Annotated in this window: 22 protein-coding genes; 10 read left to right on the top strand and 12 right to left on the bottom strand. The window is 39.4% G+C overall.

What is annotated here, in order from left to right; genetic code table 11:
* Positions 1–6: 6 nt before the first annotated feature.
* From Q4D72_RS01435 to Q4D72_RS01445, 3 genes are all read right to left on the bottom strand, one after another.
* Entirely contained in the window at positions 7–2,052 is a 2,046-nt protein-coding gene (locus tag Q4D72_RS01435; protein ID WP_303075637.1) for a recombinase, read from the bottom strand.
* A gap of 125 nt (positions 2,053–2,177) precedes the next feature.
* Positions 2,178–3,158, bottom strand: coding sequence for a hypothetical protein (locus Q4D72_RS01440; RefSeq protein WP_303075638.1), 981 nt, complete (start codon positions 3,156–3,158; stop codon positions 2,178–2,180).
* A gap of 13 nt (positions 3,159–3,171) precedes the next feature.
* Positions 3,172–4,302 carry a hypothetical protein gene (locus Q4D72_RS01445; RefSeq protein ID WP_303075639.1) on the bottom strand — a complete coding sequence of 377 codons (1,131 nt, stop codon included), beginning with the start codon at positions 4,300–4,302 and terminating at the stop codon, positions 3,172–3,174.
* Positions 4,303–4,713: 411 nt separating this feature from the next.
* Here Q4D72_RS01445 and Q4D72_RS01450 point away from each other — a divergent pair, with 411 nt between their 5' ends.
* From Q4D72_RS01450 to Q4D72_RS01480, 7 genes are all read left to right on the top strand, one after another.
* Positions 4,714–5,406, top strand: coding sequence for a porin family protein (locus tag Q4D72_RS01450; RefSeq protein ID WP_303075640.1), 693 nt, complete (start codon positions 4,714–4,716; stop codon positions 5,404–5,406).
* Positions 5,407–5,680: 274 nt separating this feature from the next.
* Positions 5,681–8,056 carry a TonB-dependent receptor gene (locus tag Q4D72_RS01455; protein ID WP_303075641.1) on the top strand — a complete coding sequence of 792 codons (2,376 nt, stop codon included), beginning with the start codon at positions 5,681–5,683 and terminating at the stop codon, positions 8,054–8,056.
* Entirely contained in the window at positions 8,056–8,958 is a 903-nt protein-coding gene (locus Q4D72_RS01460) for a DUF4249 family protein (RefSeq protein ID WP_303075642.1), read from the top strand. The genes Q4D72_RS01455 and Q4D72_RS01460 overlap by 1 nt, the downstream gene beginning before the upstream one ends.
* A gap of 5 nt (positions 8,959–8,963) precedes the next feature.
* On the top strand, positions 8,964–9,953 hold the full coding sequence (locus tag Q4D72_RS01465; RefSeq protein ID WP_303075643.1) for a glycosyltransferase family 2 protein: 990 nt from the start codon (positions 8,964–8,966) through the stop codon (positions 9,951–9,953).
* 51 nt (positions 9,954–10,004) lie between these two features.
* The gene (locus tag Q4D72_RS01470) at positions 10,005–10,871 is read left to right on the top strand and encodes an OmpA family protein (protein ID WP_303075644.1); all 867 of its coding nucleotides are present in this window, start codon (positions 10,005–10,007) and stop codon (positions 10,869–10,871) included.
* A gap of 221 nt (positions 10,872–11,092) precedes the next feature.
* Positions 11,093–12,379, top strand: coding sequence for a glutamate-1-semialdehyde 2,1-aminomutase (hemL, locus tag Q4D72_RS01475; RefSeq protein WP_303075645.1), 1,287 nt, complete (start codon positions 11,093–11,095; stop codon positions 12,377–12,379).
* Positions 12,380–12,468: 89 nt separating this feature from the next.
* On the top strand, positions 12,469–14,691 hold the full coding sequence (locus Q4D72_RS01480) for an NADP-dependent isocitrate dehydrogenase (RefSeq protein ID WP_303075646.1): 2,223 nt from the start codon (positions 12,469–12,471) through the stop codon (positions 14,689–14,691).
* Positions 14,692–14,829: 138 nt separating this feature from the next.
* Here Q4D72_RS01480 and Q4D72_RS01485 read toward each other — a convergent pair whose 3' ends face one another.
* The 3 genes from Q4D72_RS01485 to Q4D72_RS01495 form a co-directional block, all read right to left on the bottom strand.
* Positions 14,830–15,132, bottom strand: coding sequence for a PepSY-like domain-containing protein (locus Q4D72_RS01485; RefSeq protein ID WP_303075647.1), 303 nt, complete (start codon positions 15,130–15,132; stop codon positions 14,830–14,832).
* Between the two features lie 198 nt (positions 15,133–15,330).
* Positions 15,331–15,525, bottom strand: a complete 195-nt coding sequence (locus Q4D72_RS01490) for a hypothetical protein (protein WP_303075648.1) — start codon at positions 15,523–15,525, stop codon at positions 15,331–15,333.
* 400 nt (positions 15,526–15,925) lie between these two features.
* Positions 15,926–18,097, bottom strand: coding sequence for a DNA mismatch repair protein MutS (locus Q4D72_RS01495; RefSeq protein ID WP_303075649.1), 2,172 nt, complete (start codon positions 18,095–18,097; stop codon positions 15,926–15,928).
* Between the two features lie 174 nt (positions 18,098–18,271).
* On the opposite strand from Q4D72_RS01495, the gene Q4D72_RS01500 reads away from it, so the two are divergent.
* Positions 18,272–18,718: a hypothetical protein gene (locus Q4D72_RS01500; protein WP_303075650.1), complete on the top strand. Its 447-nt coding sequence runs from the start codon at positions 18,272–18,274 to the stop codon at positions 18,716–18,718.
* A 33-nt stretch (positions 18,719–18,751) separates the two neighbouring features.
* Here the strand turns inward: Q4D72_RS01500 and Q4D72_RS01505 are convergent, their stop codons facing one another.
* The 3 genes from Q4D72_RS01505 to Q4D72_RS01515 form a co-directional block, all read right to left on the bottom strand.
* Positions 18,752–19,453, bottom strand: coding sequence for a hypothetical protein (locus Q4D72_RS01505; protein ID WP_303075651.1), 702 nt, complete (start codon positions 19,451–19,453; stop codon positions 18,752–18,754).
* 91 nt (positions 19,454–19,544) lie between these two features.
* A complete protein-coding gene (locus Q4D72_RS01510; RefSeq protein ID WP_303075652.1) occupies positions 19,545–20,228 on the bottom strand; it encodes a porin family protein in 684 nt (227 codons plus the stop codon).
* Between the two features lie 129 nt (positions 20,229–20,357).
* Entirely contained in the window at positions 20,358–20,999 is a 642-nt protein-coding gene (locus Q4D72_RS01515) for an O-methyltransferase (protein ID WP_303075653.1), read from the bottom strand.
* A gap of 163 nt (positions 21,000–21,162) precedes the next feature.
* Here Q4D72_RS01515 and Q4D72_RS01520 point away from each other — a divergent pair, with 163 nt between their 5' ends.
* Positions 21,163–22,095 (top strand): peptidylprolyl isomerase, encoded by a 933-nt coding sequence (locus Q4D72_RS01520; protein ID WP_303075654.1) that lies wholly within the window; start codon positions 21,163–21,165, stop codon positions 22,093–22,095.
* 36 nt (positions 22,096–22,131) lie between these two features.
* Here the strand turns inward: Q4D72_RS01520 and Q4D72_RS01525 are convergent, their stop codons facing one another.
* Genes Q4D72_RS01525 through Q4D72_RS01535 form a run of 3 tightly spaced genes read right to left on the bottom strand, consistent with a single transcriptional unit; the run spans position 22,132 to position 24,025 of the window.
* Positions 22,132–22,518, bottom strand: a complete 387-nt coding sequence (locus Q4D72_RS01525) for a nucleoside triphosphate pyrophosphohydrolase family protein (RefSeq protein WP_303075655.1) — start codon at positions 22,516–22,518, stop codon at positions 22,132–22,134.
* 33 nt (positions 22,519–22,551) lie between these two features.
* On the bottom strand, positions 22,552–23,415 hold the full coding sequence (locus Q4D72_RS01530; RefSeq protein ID WP_303075656.1) for a DUF3822 family protein: 864 nt from the start codon (positions 23,413–23,415) through the stop codon (positions 22,552–22,554).
* Entirely contained in the window at positions 23,369–24,025 is a 657-nt protein-coding gene (locus tag Q4D72_RS01535; RefSeq protein ID WP_303075657.1) for a hypothetical protein, read from the bottom strand. Before Q4D72_RS01535 ends, Q4D72_RS01530 begins: the two co-directional genes overlap by 47 nt.
* 113 nt (positions 24,026–24,138) lie before the next feature.
* Between Q4D72_RS01535 and Q4D72_RS01540 the strand changes: the two genes are divergently transcribed.
* Complete coding sequence (locus tag Q4D72_RS01540) at positions 24,139–25,563, top strand: ATP-dependent RecD-like DNA helicase (protein WP_303075658.1); 1,425 nt, start codon at positions 24,139–24,141, stop codon at positions 25,561–25,563.
* Positions 25,564–25,962: the final 399 nt, after the last annotated feature.

Raw genomic sequence — 25,962 nt, forward strand, 5'->3', positions numbered from 1 at the left:
TTATGATTAATGATTATTTTGGTTTTCAGTAACTTTGTGTTTTGTAGGCAAGAAAAACGAAGCCGGTTTTTGTTTGAAACGCTGCCAAACGGATTTTGTCAGATTTTTGAGTTCTGAAATCGGAATTTCGCGCGAACGCAAAGCAATGCCCAACGAAAGGGAAAAACTCACAATGAAATTCCCAAAACCGATGATGAAAATACCTAAAATTGTCCAGATAAGGAGGTTTAACGTTACGTTAAAATCCGCTCCGAAAAGCCCTAATGCCAAACTTCCGCTAGCAAAAGTGATGTGCCGAATGTCTAAATTCAGCCCCAAAAAGGTTCCGATGACGCCTGTGCTTCCCATAAAAAAGCCAAACCAAATGTTGGAAACAATGCCGGGCCATTTTTTTTGCATCCAATCGGCGATTTTTATCATTCGTTCTTTTCCTATAACAGCTTTTAAAACAGGATGTTCTGACAATCGGTAATAAAAATTATTAAAATTGTTCACACTCGCCACATTGCCGGCAATAATTCCCGAAAGGAACAAAAACACGCCCGCAATGCACGAATGAAAGAAAACAGGTGTTTGACGTAAGTCTAACTCTGCCAATAGCTTAGCACTTTTTGATTCGGCAAAATTGTAGCCTCCGCTCAACTGAAAAATGCCCCAGACCAATACCAATGCCACGGGGAACGCCGCCAGCACATTTCCTGCAAAAGCGATAAATTGTGAACGGAAAAGCCGCGCAAACAGAGCCGAAAACTCCAAATACTGCCTGTTTTTTTCTTTTTTATCGTTCGTTGTCAAGTTTTCAAGCGTTTTGGCGATGGTTGAAGCCGTCATTGCCGGTTGTTTGGTAGCCAAAGTGGCGCCGGTGAGGTAAATAATAACAAAACCAATGGCATAATTCAAGCTGTATGTCAGGGCATAACCGAATTCACTCAAATCCTGTTTGGAAAGTAATAGTTTTATCAAGCACATAAACCCAACGATAACCCCGCCGCCAAAAGCGGTTTTGAACATACTGAAATATTCCCGCGTTCCGGAAGTGATGTAATGCTCGCCTGTTTTTCCGGTGTAGTTGGTGATTTCGTAGGTAATGTTGTAAACGCTATCGTCAATGAGTTTTCGTACGTTATTCTTTTTGGTGTTGTGCTTTACCAGCGTTAAATAAAACCGAATCGTATTGCTTTGTTTTTCTGCTTCATTGCTGATAAAGAGCATTGTGTAAAGCCTACGAATACGCTTGATTTGTTGGCGGATAAGCAAAAGCGTTTGGTTTACGCTGAATGAAATGCCGTATTTTGACGTGTTGCTCATTGCCGCACTCACAAAACTTTCACATTGGTCAGCCAGAATGTTTAACTGCTTGTAATCCAAGTTGTAGGTTTCCATATCCAGATAGGCTTTGCCTTCGGCTTCCATTTTTTTATGCAAGTCATTCAACTCGTTATCCAAAGCGATGAACGGACTTTCAAGCGATGAATATTCCGGAACCATACGTATCACATCGGTTTGAAGTGCGAAACCACCCATTCGTTGGGAGAGAATCATTATCGCCAAGAGAATTTCTTTGGAAGTGGTTTTGTTTTTGGCATCTTCATAAAATGTTTTCAGTGAAAGAACCTCAAAGAGTTCGTTCCAATTTTCAGTGGGGATTGCGTGCAGCCAATTGCTGTCAGAAGGTTTGTAAAATATCTGATTCAGAACGTATTGTATGCTGTCGTGTGCGGGCTGGTCGGGAATGAGTTGGCGGGAGAGCCTTCGGCGGAGTTCCTTAAAAAAGGAAACACTGCTGAGAAGCCCTGCATCGGTCATTAAAATGGTTTTCTTTTTTCCGGAAAAAACCGAAGATAAGTTTTCTTTTAAAAAATCGGCTTTTTCAGGGCTGTTTTTCACCTCCGTAATCAGTTCGTCTAAGGTAACGGAGGCATTTTTTTTTGAGAATTTTTGTCGGTAATAGTCGGCTAAATCAAAAACAAATTCAATGGCTTCGTGCTTTGCCGATTGGTATTTTTCAAAAATGGCACGTACCGATTGATGATTTCGTTTTATTGTTAGCATATTAAGCGATTTGTTATAAATTCGGGCAAAGATAGAAAAAAGTTGTGAGTTGTGCTGAAAAAATAAAAAGTGAAGACCAAAAAAATAGGTTTCTTCACTTTTTATTTCCAAAAAATGAGTTAATGTTAATACTCTCTGTATATCACATCTTTTATCTGATACGTTGTGATAGAGGCACTTGCCTTACTTATTACGAATAAGGTATTTTCTGAAAACGCAAATGATTGCACGTTTAACGGATTTGATTGATAATGAGTAACTTTATCTGTAAATTCCCTTTTTTCAAGATTTACTCTGGCAAAACCAAACTCACCCAAGCCGGCATACAAGTGCCCTCTGAATGTTGCCAATTGAAGTATGTTTTTATCAAAATTGATTTTTGCCGAAGGACCTTGTTCGTTGTTGATAGCCATCGCATCGTTCAAATTATATATTTCAATTGATTTATTATCAGCTAAATATATATTTTTATTAATTTGCGCTAATGACGTATTGTTTTTTGCTGAAAAAGCACTTTTCACGCTTGCCGATATTTTTTTAGATTTTTCAGGGCTAATATCTGCATTGGCGTAAAATAAAAGCCTGCGCCCGTCGCGAACCAATAAGTGATTTTCCGAAGGCAGCAACGCAAAGGCTGAAAACATTCCGTTGTTGTGGTATCCTTCTGTTCCCGAACCGATAACCATATACGGCATATAATTTTGTCGGTTAAAAACTTGAACCGTATTTGCCTGCGTAATGAAAATATGTTGGTCAGAAATCGCTACGTCTTTAATTTCTTTTAAGTTTGCGATTACCTCCGTAAGAGCGCCCGTTTGCACGTCTAATTTTTGCAGGCTGTATGTTTTGGCAGAGCCTTCGGTGGTTTCAATTCCTATGAAAATATCATCAGCTTGGCAATCAATGCTTATAAATGATTGATTTTCTTTTTTATTGGTTAAAATAGGCAATTCTTCTTTGAAGTAATAGGCAATGTTGTGCTTCGTTTTTGCCTGTGGCTCTATTTCTACTATTTTTTCAATTTTCTTTTCTATGATAACTTCCTCGATTTGCTTTCCGCAAGAAAACAAAACTGATAATGAAGTAAATATAATTATTTTTTTCATTGCTAAGATGCTATTATTTTTGGGTGTATGGATATTCTGAAAAAGGTAATTGTTTGTCTTTCAGCATTTGTTGATAAATTTTCATTGTAAGCGGTACAATTCCGTGTAAGTTGGCAGGTCTGTAATAGGTCATATTTCCGTTATGCCCGTAGCCGGCCACGTGGCTAAACTCGTGTACCCAAGTGTCGAGCGGAGAACTTATGGCTCTTAAAGGCTCTAACTGTTTGTAAAAATTGTTGTTAGGGTTGCCAAGATATTCCCTACGGATACCAAAAGTGTCGCCACCACCCAAGCCTAAAATGCCGTATTTTACAACAATACCCAGGTTTTGTCTCGGCACATTGCGAAACCGCCTTACGATGTCGGCTTTATCAAGGGTTCTTCCGTTGTCTTGAAAATCGTAAGGAGCGTTAAGCACGGCATTTTCAAATTCATCAGAGCTGAACACATACGCCAGATTCAGAGCCAAAGGCAGGTAGTTACGGGCGTCTACGTTGGTTACTTTGTCCCACTTGTTATCTTTTTCATAAGGGCGGAAACAATAAAAGGTGTTGAGTTTGATGGTTTTAAGTTTGGCAAACATCGGGTCGTCACTCACCAAGGTGAATTTGAAGTTGGAGGTTGGGAGATTTTTGATATTTTCCACCGAAATTTTATTGCCCTCAATGGTTTGCAAAAAGGTTTCACCATCGGCAAACGGCAGGTCGCCAACGTATTCATACAAAGGCGGAAACGATTCAAAATGAGCTACTTTTATAGGTGAATTTACCCCTTCAATGGTCATTTGAATTTCCACATTGGTAAATGTATGCGGTAAAAAGTTTCGCACGCGGTACGTACCACCTGCAAGGGCACGCACTTCCAGCATTTCGTTAATACGGAAAGCACGCAAATCGTCGTTGTAGAGAATTACCTGCCCGTTTACCGCTTCATTATCAGCTTCGGTAAACATCTCATTACCTGACTCTTGCACTTGTGAAGCGGTGAGTGTGGCAAATGTGATAGGGGTGATTTCTTTCACTACCTGTTTTTCAACTTCCACTTCCACGATTTTTTCTTCTTTTTCAATTTTTGTACAGGAAAATGCGAGTAAACCTGTGATAACAAGTGTTTTAACTTGTAAGTTTTTAGTAAGTAGTTTCATTAAAATGGAATTAATTTTTTTTTCGGGCGCAAAAATACCAACTTTTGTGAGAAACTTGTTTTGAATAAATGATTTTTAGAAAAAATTAACAGCCTTATCACTTGCCTACTTGAATATTTTTTCTATTTTTGCCTCGTGTAATGGATGAAGAATAATTTTGTATAAAAAAAGAAAAGTGAATTTTTTGTGAAATTACCTATGAAAAATTTGTGTAAGTCATATAAAATCAGTATCTTTGTGAGTGCCTTGGCACAGCACAGCACAGCACAGCACATAAATTGCTTAAAAATATAAACCTAATGTAGGTAAGCCGCTGTTTTGCAGAAAAACTTCTGCAAAACAGCGGCTTTTTTTGTTATCTGAAAAAAGGTGTTATTTTACATATTTTATTAATTTAAATTTTTACAAACAATGAAGAAATTTTTTGTTACAGTAGGGGTTGCCATTGCAACCGTGTTTACAGCTCAAGCACAAGAGCTTAAATTTGGTGTAAAAGCAGGTTTAAACATTGCTACATTGTCAAGCAGCATCAATGAAGCAAATGGAACAGAAAAACTTGTTTCTGAATTTAATGAAAGTTATAAAACAGGATACCATATCGGTGCTTTTGCCGAGTTGGGGCTTTCTGAAAAACTTTTCTTGGAAGCAGGTTTGGGTTATACCGCACAGGGTGCTAAATACAAATCGGCAGACCTTAAGGTTTATTCAAATGGTAATCTTGTTGAAACAGTAAAGGCTGATTTTAAAGATGCTTACACCAATGTAGGGCTAATTACCTTGCCGGTATGGATAAAATATGACATTTCAGGTTTCCGTCCAAAAGCCGGTATTAGCTTGGGGTATGCCGTAAACTCTAAGACATCTGTTTGGGATAAGGAGTCAACATCAGCAGAGGTTATAACCAAAACTAAAAGCGCTTTTGATTTTGGTTTAGGTGTAGGTGCCGAGTACAATTTGCCTTTTGGTTTATTCTTTGATGCTACGTTTAATTTTGGTTTAACCAGTTTGTCGCAAGAAACTCCAAAAGATAAGGATGGAACGGCTAACGCTGATTTCAAATTTAAAAACCGTGTATTCCAAATTGGGGTAGGTTACAAATTTTAATAAGATAACAGTAAAAAATGTGTCGCAAATCACACTCGTTTAGAGTAAGGTAACATCTTTTTACAACCGACACATTTTATCTGTTAAAAATAATTTATTGGCAAACAATGCCTTGAACAGTTGATGCTGTTTGAGGCATTGTTGCGTGATAAGCGGATATAAAATCGACTGTTTTATGCAAAAGGAGGCATAAATTTGCTTGAAAATCCAAAAAAAAACTATCTTTGCACAGAGAAAAACGTTTGAAATTAAAAATCCAATTTATTTTACTGAAATGCAGCGATTTTTTATGGTACTGCTCTTGCAGGGGCTGTTTTTGGGTGCTTCTTTGTTTGCCCAACAAAAATATACATTGAGTGGCGTGGTTTCCGATGCTTCAACCGGTGAGAAGTTATTGGGCGTAAACTTCGTTATCAAAGAGTTACACACCGGAACAACTACCAATGAGTACGGTTTTTATTCCATTACGCTTCCACAAGGAAAGTACACTATTTCGGTGGAATATATCGGTTTTAAAACACATCAAGAGGTTATTGATTTGAATCAAAATATCCGTCGTGATTACAAATTGTCACCCGAAGCTATTGAATTAGATGGGGTTGAGGTTTCGGCAACGACATCGCAAAAGGCAAATATCCGCAAGCCCGAAATGAGTACGGTGACGGTGCCTGTTGCAACGATTAAAAAACTTCCTGTTTTGGTAGGCGAGGTGGATATTATCAAAAGTTTGATGCAAATGCCCGGAGTGAGTAACGCCGGTGAAGCTTCATCGGGCTTTAACGTTCGCGGTGGGGCGGTTGATCAAAATTTGGTAATTCTTGACGAAGCCACCATTTTCAACGCCTCGCACTTGTTTGGTTTTTTGAGCGTTTTTAATGCCGATGCGGTGCGTGATATGAAACTTTACAAAGGCGGAATGCCGGCTCGATACGGAGGCAGAACGGCTTCGGTATTAGATATTTACCAAAAAGACGGAAATCGGAATAACTATCATACAACAGGTGGTATCGGCTTGCTTTCATCGCGCCTTTTGGTGGAAGGTCCTTTGCAAAAAGAGAGAAGTTCGTTTTTGCTTGGCGGGAGAGCCTCGTATGCGCATTTGTTTTTAAAACTGACCAACAACAAAAACAGCGCTTATTTTTATGATTTGAACACCAAACTTTCGTACCAGCTCGATGCTAACAACACGTTGTACCTTTCGGGCTATTTTGGACGTGATTTTTTCAATTTGAATAAAAATTTGATGAATGTTTACGGAAATTCGCTTGTGAATTTGCGTTGGAATCATATTTTTAACGACCGGCTTTTTGCTAATATGTCGCTCATTTTCAGTGATTATTACTACGGGTTTAGTTTTGAACGCATTGGTTTTGAATGGAATTCGGGCATTCAGAACATAAACCTGAAATACGATTTTCGCGCCTATCTTTCCGAGCGTTTAAAGCTCTCGTACGGACTTCAATCCATCGGCTATCGGTTTGTGCCGGGCAAACTTGCACCCACTTCGCCCGATTCGTACATTAAAGAACGTTATTTACCTAATAAGTACGCCATTGAAGCAGGTATTTATGCCGAGGCGGAACATAAACTTACCGAAAAACTCAATGTGTCGTACGGGTTGCGCATCAATTCGTTTTATCAGTTGGGGGCACGCGTGCTGAATCGGTATAAAAACGATGAAGCCGTGGATTTTAATGCCGCACGTCGCATTTATCAAAAGGCAACACCCATCGGAACACAAGAGTACGGCAGCGGGAAACTCATTGATGTTTTCGGGCATCTCGAACCCCGTCTTACCTTGTCGTATGCACTGAATGACAACCATTCCGTAAAGGCAAGTTACGGCAGAAATGCGCAGTATTTGCACTTGATTTCAAACACCTCGTCACCCACACCGCTCGACGTTTGGACACCGAGCGACCGTTACCTCAAACCGCAACTGGGCAATCAGGTAGCGGTGGGCTATGCCGGTAATTTTCTTGAAGATGCGTACAGTTTTGAAGCTGAAACATATTACAAAACCACCCAAAATCGACTTGATTACATTGACGGAGCCGACCTTATCGCCAACGAAGCCATTGAACAGGTGGTTCTGAGCGGGCACAGTCGTGCTTACGGGTTGGAATTGCTCTTTCGTAAAAACACGGGGAAACTCACCGGTTGGATTGCCTACACGCTTTCAAAGTCAGAACAACAAACCCAAGGGCGAACACCCGATGAGCCCGGAATTAATAACGGGGCGTGGTACAGCACGCCTTATGACAAGCCTCACGACCTGTCGGTAACGGCTACTTATGCACTCAACCCCAAATGGACGTTCGGTGCGGCATTCAATTTGCAAACGGGGCTTCCGGCAAATTATCCCGTTGGGGCGTATGATTATTTGGGGCAAACCATTCTGAATTACAGTAAACGAAACGAATACCGCTTGCCTACCTATCATCGGCTTGATGTATCGGCAACCTATACCCCACAGCGCCAAAACAAACGCTGGAAGAGCGAATGGGTTTTCGGGATTTACAATTTGTACAACAGAAAAAATGCCGTATCAATTTCGTTTCGTGAAAATGAAACCACACGCCAAAACGAGGCGGTCAAACTTTCTATTTTCGGGATTATCCCCAGTGTAACCTATAATTTTACGTTTTAATGATGAAAAAAAAATTTTACGTCTATTGTTTTTTACTGATGTTACTGGCTTCGTGCGAGGAAGTGATTGACGTGAACCTTGATTCACAAGCCCAAATGTTGGTCATTGATGCCCGTATTGATTGGAAAAAAGGCGAAAATAAAGCCTATCCCGTTGTGCATCTGACCCATACGCGCGATTATTACCACGATGCCATCTCAAAACCCGTGCGGGGTGCCGTGGTGAAAATCATTGCTGAAAACGGCAAGGAGTTTGCGCTTTCCGAAATGTCTTTTGAGGCAATTCCGTACGAAGTACCGGGTTTTTATTTTGACATTCCTTTTGGCGTAGGCGGAAGTTTTTACGTTTGCAAAGAAGAATTTATCCCGGCCTTAAATCAGGAATATGAGTTACGAGTTGATTTTCAGGGAGAATCGTATACCGCAAAAGCAACGATGCACGAAACAGCCACTATTGATGTTTCGCGGGCTGAACAGAACAACAACGGCGGGTTTTTAGGTGATAAAATAGAAGTTAAATTCTTTTTTGACGGCATTGAAAACGAAGAAAATAACTATCTGGTGAAAATGAACGACACGGCTCGTGATGAGCTTTTTACGTTAGACGATAAGTTTTTAGCACGTAAAAAATTCTTTTTCACCACACTTGGTTTGGAACACGAATTGAAGGTGAATGACACCATAAAAATGAGTCTGTATCGCATTTCGCCCGATTATATGCAAATAGCCAAGTTGTTACGAAGTGTAGCCATCAGTGATGGTGGCGGACGTGGTGGTCCGCCTTCGTACACCGTTCCGACGCGGGTTTACGGCAATATTGTCAATACAAAAGATGCTACTAAAAATCCGTTGGGGGCATTTCGGGTATCGCAGTACTCTCAGGAACAATATATTATCAAGTAAAACCGATGACAGTTGCTGTTGTAATTCTCAATTGGAACGGAAGGGCGCTTTTGGAGAAGTTTTTGCCTTCGGTGTTGTGTTATTCTCCCCAAGCTGCTGTTTATGTGGTAGATAACGCTTCAACAGATGATTCGGTAACGATGCTGAAAACTGATTTTCCGCAGGTCGAAGTAATTGAACTGCCCTTTAACGGAGGATATGCCCGAGGCTACAATGCTGCATTAGAGCAAATTACAGCCGATGTGTACTGCTTGCTTAATTCAGATGTTGAGGTTACCGAAAATTGGCTTGCAAACGTCCCGAAATGGTTTGCCGATGATGCCGTAGGGGCGGTTCAACCCAAAATTTTGGACTACAAACACCGTGAAAAGTTTGAATATGCCGGTGCGGCGGGCGGTTTTATCGATAAATACGGATTTCCGTTCTGTCGAGGACGTATTTTTGATACCATCGAAACCGATAACGGGCAGTATGACACTGAAAAAACAATTTTCTGGGCTTCTGGCGCTTGTTTTTTTGTCCGTTCAGCTGTTTTTCATCGGCTTAACGGCTTTGACACCGATTTTTTTGCGCATCAAGAGGAAATTGACTTCTGTTGGCGATTGCATCACTTGGGCAAAAAGGTGGTTTTTAGTCCTGAAAGCGTGGTTTATCATATCGGAGGAGCTACCTTGCCAACCGATAATCCGCAAAAAACCTATCTCAATTTTCGAAACAGCCTGTTTATGCTTTTGAAAAACCTGCCTCAACAAGGGTTGTATAGCACTTTATTCTTGCGGATGGTGCTTGATGGCATAGCGGGCGTACGATTTGCTTTGCAAGGTAAGTTTTGGTTTACGTGGGCAATCGTTCGGGCTCATTTTGGTTTTTATAAGCGTTTTTTTGCTGTTAAAAGTAAGCGAACACCTGGCTTGTTTTCATCGTATTATTACATAAAATCAGTGGTTTGGGCATACTTTGTTAAAAATAAAAAGTTTTTTAACGAGCTTAATTGAGAAAAAATAGTAAATTTGCACACGAACCTTATAAAATAAACAAAGTTAGAAATGAGAAAAATTTTAGTTGTTGTTTCATTGGTCGGTTTTTTAGCAACATCTTGTGTTTCAAATAAAAAGTATAATGAATTGGCAGAGAAACACAAACAAACCGAAGATTTGCTAAACACGGCAACAATGAAATTGAATGTATGTTTGAAAGATTATGAGAGTTTGCAACATCAGGTAACAAGCCTCAAAAATCAAAATGATTTGCTTAAAGAAAACAATCAGCAACTTATCAGCAATGTGGGCAATTTAACCACGCTGACCCAAAAAGGAGCTGAAAACCTTGAAAAATCATTGGAAAGCCTTCGCGAAAAGGATTTGACAATCCGTAACTTACGCGATGCCGTAACGCGCCGTGACTCAATTAATTTGGCTTTGGTACAAAGCCTGAAAGGAGCCGTAGGGAATTTGGACGACCAAGATATTGAAATTAAGGTTGAAAAAGGAGTGGTTTTCGTAAATATTTCCGATAAATTGCTTTTCAGCAGCGGAAGTTATGCCGTTACCAGCCGAGCCAAAGAAGTGTTGGGCAAAGTAGCCGCTGTGGTTAAAAATAAACCCGATTTTGAATTTATGGTAGAAGGACATACTGATAATGTGCCGTTTAGGGCAAACAGTTCCGTAAAAGATAACTGGGATTTGAGCGTGCTTCGAGCCACTGCGGTAGTGCGTATATTGCAAAACGATTTCGGGGTTACCCCTTCGCGGATGACTGCCGCCGGACGCAGTGAATACGTTCCGGTAACCAGCAACGCGACCAAAGAAGGCAAGGCTCAAAACCGAAGAACCCGCATTGTGGTGCTTCCGAAATTGGATCAATTCTACAATATGATTGAAGAAGGAATCAAAGACCCTGCCATTAACAAATAACAGAAATTTAGAAAAACGTGGTAAAAATCGGTTATTCAGCAAGTGAATAACCGATTTTTATTTTGCTGAAAATTAAATTTTTTTAAAGCAAAATATTGGTGAAATTCCAAAACGTTGCCAAGTTTTTAGGTAAGAAAAACAACCATTTAAAAAATAATCAAATCATTGCAAAATGCCCGTAAAATTAATATCTTTGCGAAATAATTTGTAATAGTTTTAAAATGTTGTATAAAAGAAGCAGTGAGCTTTTCGCCGAAGCAAAAAAAGTATTGCCCGGTGGGGTTAATTCGCCCGTTCGGGCTTTTAATGCAGTAGGCGGAGAGCCAATTTTCATAAAACAAGCGCAAGGAGCATATCTTTACGATGAGGATAATCGAAAGTATATTGATTATATTGCCTCGTGGGGTCCGTTAATTTTAGGGCACGCCCACCGGCCGGTGGTTAAAGCCATTACCGAAAAAGCCGCTTGCGGAACCTCGTTCGGGATACCAACCGAGTTAGAAATCCGCATTGCCGAGTTAGCTGTTTCGATGGTTCCGAATATTGATAAAATTCGTTTTGTAAACAGTGGAACCGAAGCCTGTATGAGTGCCGTGCGTTTGGCACGTGGGTACACCAACCGCGAAAAAATTATCAAATTCGCAGGTTGTTATCACGGGCATTCCGATTCGTTTTTGATTGAAGCAGGCAGTGGAGCGGTTACCTTTGGTAGTCCCAGCAGCCCCGGTATTACGCAAGGAACGGCAAAAGACACACTTTTAGCTGCTTACAACGATATAGAGTCGGTAAAAGTGCTTTTTGAAGCCAATCCTGAGCAAATCGCTGCCGTGATTATCGAACCCGTAGCCGGAAATATGGGCTGTGTGCCGCCCCAAGCAGGATTTTTGGAAGCCTTGCGTAAATTGTGTACTGAAAACGGAAGTTTACTTATTTTTGATGAAGTGATGACCGGATTTCGCTTGGCAAAAGGAGGGGCGCAGGAAGTTCTTGGTATAAAGGCAGATATTGTTACCTTCGGGAAAGTAATCGGTGGCGGATTGCCCGTAGGGGCTTTTGCAGCAAGCCGTGAAATTATGCGTTTTTTAGCGCCCGAAGGTCCCGTGTATCAGGCGGGTACGTTGAGCGGCAATCCGTTGGCGATGAGTGCCGGTTTGGCGATGCTTACCGAGTTGAATCAGCGTCCTGAAGTGTTTGAAAGTCTCGCCAAAAAAACAGAATATCTACATAAAGGATTTGAAGCGGTACTTTCGGCTACCGACATTCCGTTTCAAATTAACAGGTTTGGCTCAATGATTTCATTGCATTTTAATGAAAATCAGGTAGTTGATTTTGTGTCTTCGGCTAAAAGTAATATGGAACTTTTCAAAAAATACTTCCACGGAATGCTTGCCGAAGGTATTTATTTACCGCCAAGCGCCTTTGAGAGTTACTTCCTGAATGATGCTCTTTCATATGCTGATTTAGACCAAACCATTATCGCTTTTGAAAAGGTAATCAAAGCTTTTTAAGTGTTATTGTTATTTTAATGCTGAAAAAAGGCTTTGTTTCAAAATAATTAGCTACTTTTGTAAATAGATATGTAAAAATAGAAAGAAAAATGACTAAAAAAGCAACCATTATTTATACAAAAACGGACGAAGCACCGCTTTTGGCTACGCATTCTTTATTACCTATTATTAAGCGTTTTACGGCTTCGTCGGGGATTGATTTTCAGCTCAAAGACATTTCATTAGCAGGGCGAATTTTGGCAAACTTCCCTGATTTTTTAAAGAAAGAACAACAAGTGGAAGATGCCCTTACTGAACTCGGAAAACTGGCAACCCAGCCCGAGGCAAACATTATCAAATTGCCTAACATCAGTGCGTCGGTTCCGCAGTTGGTGGCTGCCATAAAGGAATTACAATCAAAAGGTTACGATTTGCCCGACTATCCGGAAGAACCGAAAACCGAAGCCGAAAAGCTCATCAAAACGCGCTACGATAAAGTGAAAGGAAGTGCCGTAAATCCGGTGCTTCGCGAAGGAAATTCTGACCGTCGTGCTCCCAAAGCCGTGAAAAATTACGCCCGAAAACACCCGCACAGTATGGGGGCTTGGGCGAAAGATTCCGGCACGCAGGTGGCAACAATGCAGCAGGGCGATTTCTTCCATAGTGAAAAATCCGTTACAACCCAAAAGGCTGATAACGTGAAGATTGAACTAGTAACCGCATCGGGTGAAAAAATCGTTTTGAAAGAAAAAACCGCATTACAAACAGGCGAAATCATTGACGCTGCCGTGATGAGCAAAAAAGCCCTACTCGCCTTCTTAAAAGAACAGGTGAAAGTGGCAAAAGAAAACGGATTGTTGTTTTCCTTGCATATGAAAGCCACGATGATGAAGGTTTCCGACCCGATTATTTTTGGGCACGCCGTACGTACGTTTTTTGCCGATGTATTTGAAAAACACGCCGATACGCTCAAAAAAATCGGTGCTGATGCCAATAACGGATTTGGCGATATCGTTGCAAAAATCGCAAATTTAGAATCTTCTGAAAGAGAAAAAATAGAAAAAGATATCCAAATTGCTTTGGAAAATTCCCCCGCTTTGGCGATGGTGAATTCCGACAAGGGAATTACTAACTTGCACGTTCCCAGTGATGTAATTATCGATGCTTCGATGCCGGCAATGATTCGCAATTCGGGAAAAATGTGGAATGCCAAAGGCGAAACGCAAGACACTTTGGCGGTTATTCCCGACAGCAGTTACGCGGGAATTTACACCGAAGTTATCAATTTCTGTAAGGAAAACGGAGCCTTCGACCCCACCACAATGGGAACCGTACCGAACGTGGGATTGATGGCACAAAAAGCGGAAGAATACGGTTCACACGACAAAACTTTTGAAATAGAACACAATGGTGTGGTGAACGTAGTGGGCGAAGACGGAACTGTGTATCTATCACAAAATGTGGAAGTTGGTGATATTTGGCGTATGTGCCAAGTGAAGGACGCTCCTGTTCAGGATTGGGTGAAATTAGCCGTGTCGCGAGCCAAAGCCACACAAACGCCCGCCGTTTTCTGGTTAGACGAAAAACGTGCCCACGATGCCGAACTTATCAAAAAAGTAACGAAATATTTACGTCAGCACGACACTAACGGACTGGAAATTAAAACTTTATCCCCGGAAGAAGCAACACGCTACACGCTCAATCGTTTGGCGAAAGGCGAGGATACGATTTCGGTAACGGGCAACGTACTTCGCGATTACTTAACGGATTTGTTCCCGATTTTGGAGTTAGGAACCAGTGCCAAAATGCTTTCGATTGTGCCGCTTATGAACGGTGGCGGACTTTTTGAAACGGGTGCAGGCGGTTCAGCCCCCAAACACGTGGAGCAGTTTTTGGGTGAAAATTATTTGCGTTGGGATTCGCTAGGCGAGTTTTTGGCGTTGGAAGTTTCGTTGGAGCATTTGGCAAACACTTTTAACAACCCGAAAGCGTTGGTTTTGGCAAATACGTTGGGCGAGGCGACCGAGAAAATTTTGGAAAACGACAAGTCGCCACAACGAAAATTAGGTCAGCTTGACAATCGCGGAAGTCATTTCTATTTGGCACTTTACTGGGCGGAAGCCTTAGCCTCACAAACGCAAGATGCTGATTTGGCAAGGGAGTTCGCTCCGATTGCTAAACAATTGAAAGACAATGAAGAACGAATCGTTTCGGAACTTGCCCAAGTACAAGGGAATTCCGTTAATATCAACGGATATTACTTCCCCGAAACGAAAAAAACGTACGAAGCGATGCAACCGAGTTATACGTTTAATAAGATACTTTCGGTATAATCAAGTAAAATATGAAAAACAGCACAGAAACCTGTGCTGTTTTTTTTATTGAAAAATCCAAAAAGCATAAAAAAAGACTTTCTGAATACAGAAAGTCCTTTTTCACAATGCATATAAATACTACTACTAACTCCTATTTTATTTTTTTAACAGGTTTCCATCTTTGTCAAAGTACACCACGAAAGCCTCTGAATTACTGTCGGTTGCTTCAATTTTGTACTCTTCCTTGGCATTGACAAATGCTTTGTTGATGGTTGCTCCTTCATAGGTTTTTGCAAAAGCCTCTACCACAGCGGCAGGGAGTTTATCTTTTTCAACTTCGGTGTACTCTTCCTCTTGAATGGCAGTAACCGCTGATTTTTCAATTTCTACATTTCTTTCCTGTGCAAAAGCCGATAGGCTACCTAATGCTAATACGCTTAAAAATAAAGTTTTTTTCATAAGTTTTTACTTTAAAAATTAATAATTGTTTTTTGTGCTAAAAGATGTTAAATTGTAATTTAGTTTTTTCTAATTTTTTGCTTTAATGTCTGTTTCAAATGATTGTTTTAATGATTAATTTTAATTTTACAGTAATGAATAAATTTTTGTTTTTTTTTTCTAATTTTTTGTTTTATACCAATTATAATTGTTTTTATCCTAATTTTTTGTTTTGAAAAAGGTAATGATCACTTTATAAACCTTTTCCATAAAAGTGGGTGCGTTTTTCAGTTGAGCAACATTTTCCTGTTTTTTATCCTCTTGAAAAATCATTTCCATTATGCCGTCATAAATCACAACTGGATTCAAATTTGACAAATTATTTATTCTTGAAGTTAAATTTTCTGTTGCCATAACTTTTATTTTTTGTGTTTACGTTAGTTATATTGAAAAAAGTGTACCAAATTAACTCTGGTTGAGAATTATTGTTTTAAAATATTGGTAATCATTGTATTGTTGTTGAATTAAATTTTGTGTACACTGTGTATGCTTCGTTAAAATATGTGTAAATTACACAAAACGCATATAAAAATTACACACAATTTGTGTTTCCTTACTTGAAAAAATGTGTATTAAAAGTAGAATAGTAGATTTATGTAAATACAAATAAAAGAAGGATTGTTACTCAAAACAACCCTTCTCTGTTTAAATAAATCTAATAGCACGAAAAAACATAAATGTGAGATTCCCATCTCATTCATTTACACGGCTAATTTACTAAAAAGCGACAGGAAAAACAAGTGTTTAGTAAATATTAACTTTTCTTTTCAACCAATTCCAATTGCGATAACGTAACGGAGGTGGTAAACATTCCGTAATTGACGATGGCCTTGTCCCGCTCAATTTTGTCGATGCTTCCCACGCTGCGGCTGTCCTTAATCCGCACACGATCACCGACTTTCAAGGCTCGTTGCATTTTTTCTTTGGCGACTTTTTCTTGTTTTATTTTCTCTTTTTTCTCGGCTTTTTTCTGCTCCCGAATGGTTTCCATTTGTTTTTGAACTTCGGCTTCGGTTTCTTTTTTCTGCTGTTTTTGTTTGTGCTTTTCCAATTTTGAAAGTTGTTTGCGTTTGGCGTTTTCACTTTCTATAATTCGCAGTATATCAGAAACTAACGGACGTTTTTTGCCGTCGTAAAAATACCGCTCGGCAACTTCGTCGATTTTATTTCCTAATGAAATCATTCGCTGATTTTGGTCGTACAATTCTTGATAATTCACCAATTTGGATTTTATGCGGTCGTTGAGTTGTTCCAATCGTTTGGCTTCTTCGCGTGCTTTTGTTTCTTCATCTTTCAGATTTTCAGCGGTTTTCTCCATTTTGCTGCGTTCTTTTTGCAACTTGGCGATGGTGGCATCAAACCGCACCTTGTCTTTTTCAATTTTCTTTTTTGCCCGATTTATAAGTCCGAACGGAATGCCGTTTTTCTGTGCCACTTCAAAGGTGAATGAGCTACCCGCCTCGCCCACAATGAGTTTGTAAATGGGCTCTAACGTCTTGTCATTGAACAACATATTGGCGTTGGTAGCGTGCGGAAGTTCATTGGCAAGTATCTTCAAATTGGCGTAATGGGTGGTAATCACGCCAAAAGCCTTTCGGTGGTAAAATTCTTCTAAGAAAACCTCTGCCAAAGCTCCGCCCAGTTCGGGGTCGCTTCCCGTTCCAAATTCATCAATCAAAAACAGGGTTTCGGCATTGCATTTCCGTAAGAAATAATTCATATTTTTAAGTCGATAACTATACGTACTTAAATGATTTTCAATGGATTGATTGTCGCCAATATCGGTTAAAATTCTGCTGAATAAACACATTTTTGACCGATGATGCACAGGAACGAGCATCGCACTTTGCAACATTAGTTGCAGTAATCCGATGGTTTTCAGGGTGATACTTTTTCCTCCGGCGTTCGGGCCCGAAATGACGATAATTCGCGATTGGTCAGAGAGTTGAATGTTTTGAGGATAGGTGGGACTGCCTTCCTTTTGGTTGTTCAAGTAGAGCAACGGGTGGTAGGCTTCCTTCAAGTCCAAAATGCGTTCGTCGGTAATTTCAGGTAGTAACCCATTCATATTCAGCGCATATTTCGCTTTGGCATAAATAATGTCGATGGCTGTTACGTAACTTTGATAATCTTTGAAAAGCCATACAAATTCGCTCAAAAATGCGGTGAGTTGCTTTAAAATCCGTTGGATTTCTTCCTTTTCGTCATACAGCAAGTTGGTCAGCTCGCGGGAGTACATTTCGGTTTGTTTCGGTTCGATGTAAACGATGCTTCCTGTTTTTGAACTTCCTAATACTGTGCCACTTACCTTGCGTCTGTGCATCGCTTTTACGGCAAGCACGCGACGGTTTTCAACTACGGTTTCGCGAATGTCATCCAAATAATCCGAAGCGTTGTATTCTGCCAATGCACGGTTAAAACTCTCGTTGATTTTTCCTTTTAACTGACTGATTTCCTTTCGGATAGTAGCCAAAGCGGGTGAGGCTTCGTTTTTGATTTCGCCAAATTTATCAATAATTTTTTCGACGGCTTCCGCAATTTCGGTGGTGTACTCAATGCTCTCGGAAGTTTGGTGCAAAATCGGGTACAATTCTTTAAATTTTCGAAAGAAAAGAATGTGCATATTAACGGTTTGCGAAAGCGTATAGAGTTTCCGAATGCCGGCAATTTCCAGCGTAGTATCCTCAATTTGAAGCAGTTTGATTTCCGAGCTTACTTTCTCGCAGCCGTGAGCGGGAATCACGTTGTTATTTTGAAAAGAAGACACGTATTCGTTGGTTTGTTGTAAGGCGAAAAGCAATGCTTCTTTATCGTCAAAGGGTTTGATTTTCAGTGCATATTTTTTCCCCAGTTCGGTTTGGCAAATTTCGGAAATTTGTGAAAGTACCGTGCCAAACTCCAAATCTTCAAGTGTTTTTTGAGTCATTTTCTGTACAACTTCTAATTTTCAGACGGCGAAAATAAGCATTTTATTTGAGCATATGATTAAAAACGTTCATTTTTCAATCAATTAAATATTAAAAAAACAGTTTTTTGACGATTAATTCATTTTGTTTTTGTGACTTTGTACGAAACAATCGACAGTAAAAACCATAATAATATGAAAAAAATTTTATGTCTCTTTTTGTTGTTGCCTTTTCTCGTAAACTGTGAGAAGGAGGTGATTTATTGTCAAAATCAACCTAAAATATTTCAAATAATTATTCCGGAAAATTCTTCTCAATATGCTTATTTCGTGAATGATACAGGGAAGGCAGATACGCAAAACATTACAGTATATAAATTGGTAAACAACTTGCCTATGGCGTATGATATTGAAATCGGTGAGTCCAAACATATATCGATAGGTATTTTTGCCACTCGGGTTGATTTTTATACCAATAAAACGGAAACTATCTATCTGAAAAACAAGGCTAAAACATACCGCCTTGATGTTAAAGGAAGTCATCTCGGGAATGAAAAATGCGGTTATTATGGCAACCTTTTGGAGGTTTCAGTTGATGGCGTTCCGCAAGAAGTTAATCAAAGTGATTTTACTTTGAAATAGTGTAATTAATATCCTAATAACACTGTTATTTCTTTAAAAATCAAAATAGTATCCCAATCCGGTTTGAATGGAATTGTGGTTGAATTGGATTTTTGTTTTTTCGAAGTAAACTTCATAGGTGTTAAAAATCCCAAAATGGTATGAAATTTTTACGGTGAGTCGTTTGTTTAATTGGAGAGACACTCCCGTTTGTCCTCGTAAGCTGAAAATGTCAAAATTGCCTTTTAATTTTGTAGGTTCTTGATGCTCAGGAGGAAATGGGATTGGAGGAGATGGAGCTTTAGTGTTTTTTTCTGACAAAGTTCCGTAAAAAATTAAAGAAGGTTGTATGCCGGTATAAATTCGTAATTTGCCGATGTAATGAATCAAATTAATTTCTGTACTTACTTGATAGATAGTTAATTTTAGTGTTGCGTTGCGGTACTTTTCAATCTCGTCCGGAAAAGTCTTTTTGATGAAGAAGGTTGTATTTTCTAATTTTCCGCCTGATTGTGCGATTTTTAAACAAATATCTATTAGAAGCGACGAGCTGATTTGCCATTGCTTTCCACCGGCAATAAAAAATCCTTGTTTTACGTCAGAAAGGAATCGTAAATTACTGATTTCGGGGGCTTTTGCTTCAATGTTTGAAAACGTAAATCCCATAGCTATGTATTTGTTATAGCCTATCAAGTCTTTGTTCGTTTGTCCCGAAACGGAAAAATGGATTAAAAGTAAAAATATGACTTTTTTCATCGAAAAAAGAAAGACTTTTTCAAAAACGAAACGTCTAAATTAATGATTATTAGTTAAAAATGTCGTTTTTGAAAAAGTCCTCAATAAGTATTTAAAATTTGTATCCCACACCAATTTGCAAGTGGCGTTGTTTTAGGTTTATAAAATCAGTGAAGTTTTTGTTTAGCGATGAAAGTCCCCAATTATAACGCACTTCGGCAAAGAAATTATCCGTGAAAGCATATTCTGCCCCAATGTGTAACCCAAAAGTTGCCGAGCTCAATTGTTTGTTGGCTTCGTCATTGATTTTGAGCTGATTTTCTCGTTCAATTTCTTCAATAAGATTGCGTTTTTTGCCTTCAACAATTCCCTCCATACTGGCTGAAACTCCTAATGAAACGTTTATATCAAAACCTCCGTTTACTGAAAATTTGTCAAATCCGTACTTGGCAAATATCGGAATTGCCAATTGATGTAGGGTAACAACTGCCTTTCCGTCAATAACTGATGTTAGAAATTCTTCTCCTAATTGCTCATTATTAAATGTTTTAGGAAGTTTACTTACATCGGCAGTTAATTTGCCTCCTAAATTCACATAAAGCACCTCTGCCTGAATACTGAAATTGTTGCCAAAGCCGTACTCAACCAAACCACCGGCGTAAAACCCTGATTTGTTGCCAAGAAGAATTTTAACGCTACTGGCAGGTGATGAAATACTCAAATTAGAAAGTTCATAACCTGCTTTTGCGCCATAACGAAACTGTGCCTTAGCACTCATTGCTGTGAGTATAAACATACCCATTAACAAGATTTTTTTCATTTGAAACAAAAATAAAAGTTAGTGATACAAAGGTACCATTTTACCTTATCTCATTTGTTAAGTGAATCATAAATTTTTGTTAAAAATATCTTTCGTGTTAATGTTTCATAAGATTCTTGAAACACTGAGCCCGTCGCGGATAGGCAACAAAATGGTTTCAACGCGCGGGTCATTTTTAATTTTCTGATTGTAAGCGATTAATGCTTTTGTTTGCTGGTCGTTTTGCTTTATTTCTTCCACTACTTTTCCGCTCCAAAGCACATTGTCCGATAAAATAATGCCTCCTTTATTCATTTTTTCGATAACCAAATCAAAGTAATTGGCGTAATTTTTTTTGTCGGCATCAATGAACACCAAATCGAATTTTGCGTTTAATTTCGGTATGATATCTATGGCTTGCCCCAAATGCTGAATAATTTGCGTTCCTTTTCCGCTTCGGTTAAAAAACTCACGTTGAAGGTCTTGCAGTTCTTCGTTTACGTCAATGGTGTGTAAAATTCCGTTGGGTTGTAAGCCTTCGGCAAGGCAAAGGGTGGCGTATCCGGTGTAAGTTCCTATTTCTAAAATAGTTACGGGATTGACTAATTTTGACAACAGGCTTAAAAGTCTGCCCTGAAAATGCCCGCTCAGCATACGGGGTTGCAATACGTTTAAAAATGTTCGTTTGGAAAGTTCTTGCAATAAAATAGGTTCATTTTCAGTGTGTTGTGTGGTGTATTGTTCTATTTTTTTAGGTAAAAAGTGCATTTTTTTAGATATTTCAATTCTTTTTAAACTGAATTTATCGGGTTGTTACAATAAAAATCGGGCAAATATAATAAGATAATTCACAGTGCAGAAAACTTTAAACGATAATTTTTGCGGATTTTTTAAATCTTCTTTATTTTTGCAACTTCAAAAAAATAAAGAAATGCAAAACGGAATTTACGCAAAGTTTAAAACAAATAAAGGCAGTATTTTAGTGAAACTAACGCACGATAAAACCCCCGGAACGGTTGGGAATTTCGTGGCATTAGCCGAAGGAAAACAAAAAAACAGCAGAAAACCTTTGGGCGAGCCTTATTACAACGGACTCACGTTTCACAGAGTGATTCCTGATTTTATGATTCAGGGTGGTTGCCCGTTGGGGACGGGAACCGGCGACCCCGGATATAAATTTGATGATGAGTTTATTAGCGACTTAAAACACGATAAACCCGGTGTGCTTTCAATGGCTAATGCCGGTCCCGGAACTAACGGAAGTCAGTTTTTTATCACTCACGCGCCAACCCCGTGGTTAGATGGCAAACACGCCGTTTTTGGGCAAGTGGTTGAAGGACAAGATGTAGTGGACAGCATTGCGCAAGGTGATAAAATTGAGGAAATTACCATTGTGCGGGTAGGAGAGGAAGCTGAAAAGTGGAATGCCGCCCAAGCCTTTGAAAACTTCAATGCCGAAAAAGCCAAACGCCTTGAAGAAGAGCACCGAAAAGCAGAACAAGCCTTAGCCGCTGAAACCGAAGGATTTGAAAGAACTCAAAGCGGTCTTTTCTATAAAATTACGCACAAAGGTAACGGAAAAAAAGCACAAGTGGGCGATAACGTTTCCGTTCATTACACCGGAATGTTGCTTGACAAAACGGTTTTCGATTCGTCGCATCGCCGCAATCAGCCGCTGTCGTTTACGGTGGGTGTGGGGCAAGTGATTTCGGGTTGGGACGAAGGTATTTTGTTGCTTGAAGAAGGAGACAAAGCCCGTTTGGTGATTCCTGCCGATTTAGCTTACGGAAGTCGCGGTGCTGGAGGTGTCATTCCGCCCAATGCGCCATTGATTTTTGATGTGGAACTGGTTGCCGTTCGATAAACAAAAAATGCTCTCTATCAGGTAGAGAGCATTTTTTTATTCGTTTATAATTTTTTGAATATCAGGCGGAAAATAATTTGCGCCTTTCATTACTTTTCCGTCTTCTCGGTAAATGGGTTTGCCGTTTTCGTCCAGTTTGCTCATATTGCTACGATGAATTTCGTTAAAAACTTCCTCAATTTTGTGTTGCAACCCGTGTTCAATGATGGTTCCGCATAATATGTAGAGCATATCACCCAGTGCATCTGCTACTTCGGTTAGATTTTTATCGCGAGCCGCCTGCAAATATTCTGAATTTTCTTCTTCCATTAACTTAAAACGAAGCGTGATGAGTGCATCGCTTAAATCCGTTGTTGGGTTTTGGCGTACGTTAAGTCCGAAAGCCTTGTGAAATTCGGCTACCGATTTTAGTTTATTTTGCATAGATTCAATAGATTATAAATTAGTAAAGAAGCCTTAAAACGATTGTGTCAGCACGAAATTTTGATGTATCAAACCTTCGTCCATTCCTTCCGAAAAATAACTTTTGTTGTACTTCATCAAGTAAATGTACTTGATGTAACGTTGTATGCGTTCGCAAATCAGTACGTTAATGTTCATATCGCCAATGAAATACAGCGGAACGCGCTCCGGATTGATGTTCAATTGCTCAATGGTAAAGAGAATGTAATAGAGTAAATCGTCAAAAGTTTGGTATTCAAACCGATTGAAATAATAAAGTTTTTTATCGCGAAACATCACGAAATAGAACGAATTTTGCTCGGCATAAACGTACATAATTTCGTAGGCGTGTGAGGCATAATGCCGTAAAAGCATTCGCAAAAGTGATGATGAAAAGTGCTGGTATTCAAAAGCGCCGTAGTATTCGATTAATATATTATTAATCAGAATATCAGGGATATATACGTTTACGGTGTCGATAGGGACAATGCGGTCATATTCCACAAAATTCTCTTTCAAAGCCGAAACATCAATGCTGTATTTCAAATATTCAATGGCGTTTTTCTTTCCGTTGAAAAGCGCCTGCGGAATGAACGTGAAAATAGGCGTGTTGTGATACACTTTTATGTTGTTGAAATCTTGCCTAAGGTCTTCTTCTGATTCCAAAACGGCATAAATTTCCTGTTCAATGTCCTGTTTGGTTTTGTAGTTGAAGTTTATCGGGAAGTTGTAAATTGCTTCAACATAGTTCAATACAGGATTGAAGATACAAAAAGAAAGTCCATCCAAGTTAATTTGAATGGACAATTCCTTGAAATACGTTTTAAATATGCTATTTTCTTGCTGTTTTTGCATCGTATGACGTAGGCCAGTTTCCATTTGTGCTAAGTTCTTCCAATGAACCTACTTTAATTTCTGCACCTTTCACATCTTCAACCGAAGTTTTTACAATTTCTTTGGCGATTTCATCTTTATCAAGCCCCCAAAGTACTTTTTCTTTCGGAACAGATACTTCAAAAACAGAAGCTGAATACCCGTTTTTGTCAAGAGAAGCCGTTTTTAAAACGAATTCTTCTTTCGGGTTTTGAGCCCCGGGAACGAATCTGAGGTCTTTATAACGGTCAGAGTTTTTGAATAAAGAATCTTTCACTTTAACATACCCCAACGTATCTACAACAACTCCTTGTTTTAGTACGTCAATTTTAAAGTTTTTGTCAAACTCCACCCAGCTTGTGTCGCGTTGTGAGGTGATGGTAAATTGCGCATTTTCAATGAATTTTGTTAATTCATCAAAGTTATTGGCATATTTACCCGTAATTACCCGATGCGCCTCTTGCACATCACGGATATCTTTCAATTTGCTGATTACTGCTGTGTAGCGTTCTGTTTTAATTTTGTTAAATTCAATGGGACCGGTAACCGATTTATAAATCAGGAAACAGAAAAACGACCCTACCGCCCAAAGTGCAATTTGTAAAATTTTTTTCATTGTTTAAAAATATTTTTTCTTGACTGGTTTACTGCAAAGCTACGATTTTTTTTCATTCAAAAAAGTTTTTTGCCAAAAAAAATTATATTTTTGACATCTCTATCAAAAAAACTATGGATAAAAATACCTTTTTTAACGGTTTGCTCGGGGCTTTTTTGCATACTCCTACACTGATTCAAAATATTGCTTTACAGCAACTTACCGAATTTTTGGTGGACGAAAAATCAAGTCAAAAACTTTTTTTGTTAAAAGGATTTGCCGGAACCGGAAAAACGTCAATTATTAACTGCGTCTTGCAAAATTTGCCCGCAATTAATCACAAAGCCGTGCTGCTTGCACCCACCGGAAGGGCAGCCAAAGTGATGAGTGGTTTTGCCAAACAGCAAGCCTTTACCATACACAAACATATTTACTACCCGAAAAGTCAAAACGGAAATTTTTCGTTTACCCGAAAGCCCAATAAGAGCAAAAACACCTTATTTATTGTAGACGAAGCCTCAATGATAGCCGATACCGATGCCCGATTTAGCGAGCAAACCGCTCTTTTAGACGATTTGATTGCCTATGTGTATTCGGGGGCGGGGTGTAAACTTTTGCTGATGGGCGATTCGGCGCAGTTGCCCCCCGTTAATTCCGATTATAGTCCGGCTTTGGATGTTCAAAATTTGGAAATTCAGTATGATAAGGAAGTCCGTCATATTGAGCTTGATGAAGTTGTGCGACAAGGAAAAAAATCCGGAATTTTACACAATGCCACCAAAATTCGGGAATTGCTTTTTGAGGCTTCATTTTACAAAGATTTCAAATTTAATCTTCATAAGTTTAAAGATATCAAACACTTAACAGAAGGTGTTGAAATACAAGAAGCCATTGAAGATGCTTATTCACAATACGGCTCGGAACAAACCGTACTGATTGTCCGTTCCAACAAACGAGCGGTGCTTTACAACAAACAAATCCGAAAGGTGATTCTTGATAGTGAAAATTTGCTTTCGGCGGGTGATTTGCTGATGGTGGTCAAAAACAATTATTTTTGGTTAAAAGACTCATCTGCTGTTGGTTTTATTGCCAATGGCGATACGTTGGAGGTGCTTCGGGTTTACGCATTTCGTGAGTTTTACGGCTTTCGGTTTGCCGAAGTTTCCGTGCAATTGATTGATTACCCCGACCAACCGCCTTTTGACACGGTGCTTTTGCTCGACACGCTTGAATCGGAATTCCCGTCGCTAACCTACGAGCAAAACAATCAACTTTATCAAGAGGTATTGCTTGATTATCAAGATGAACCTACGGCATATCGCCGTTATGAAAAGGTGAAACAAAATCCGTTTTTTAACGCTTTGCAGGTCAAATTTTCATACGCCGTTACGTGTCATAAAAGTCAGGGCGGGCAGTGGGACGTTGTTTTCATCGAAAAACCTTTTCTGACCGATGGGGCAGACGATAACTACCTCCGATGGCTTTACACGGCACTCACCCGAGCCGTTAAAAAAGTGTATCTCATTGGTTTTAAGGACGAAGATTTTGTTGAGGCGTAAGACTTTTGGCACTTATAACGGAAGTGGTTTTGAAACACAAGACAATTTAATTTTATAGTAAAGAATATTTAAAGGAGAACGAAACATTGCCGGAAGATAATAAAATATTATTTGGGGTGATAACAATATAAAAGAAAATATTAGTTAATTTTGGTGCCAAGTATACCCCCAATAGATTGCTGCTGATATCGCGAGCGCTCCCGAGGTTTAACGGGAGCGCTCCCGTTGAGTAACGCGACCGCTTCGGATAACCGGCGGGAGCGCTCCGAATGAGAGACGGGAGCGCTCGCGTTGCAAGTTGCGAAAATACAGCTGATTTTTAGCGGTATACAAAAATACGAAATCAATAATCTCATTGTGAAAATTGTCAGAAAAGATTTTTGGTTTTTTAACTCCAAA

The organism is Capnocytophaga sp., from assembly GCF_030532915.1.
Taxonomy (GTDB): domain Bacteria; phylum Bacteroidota; class Bacteroidia; order Flavobacteriales; family Flavobacteriaceae; genus Capnocytophaga.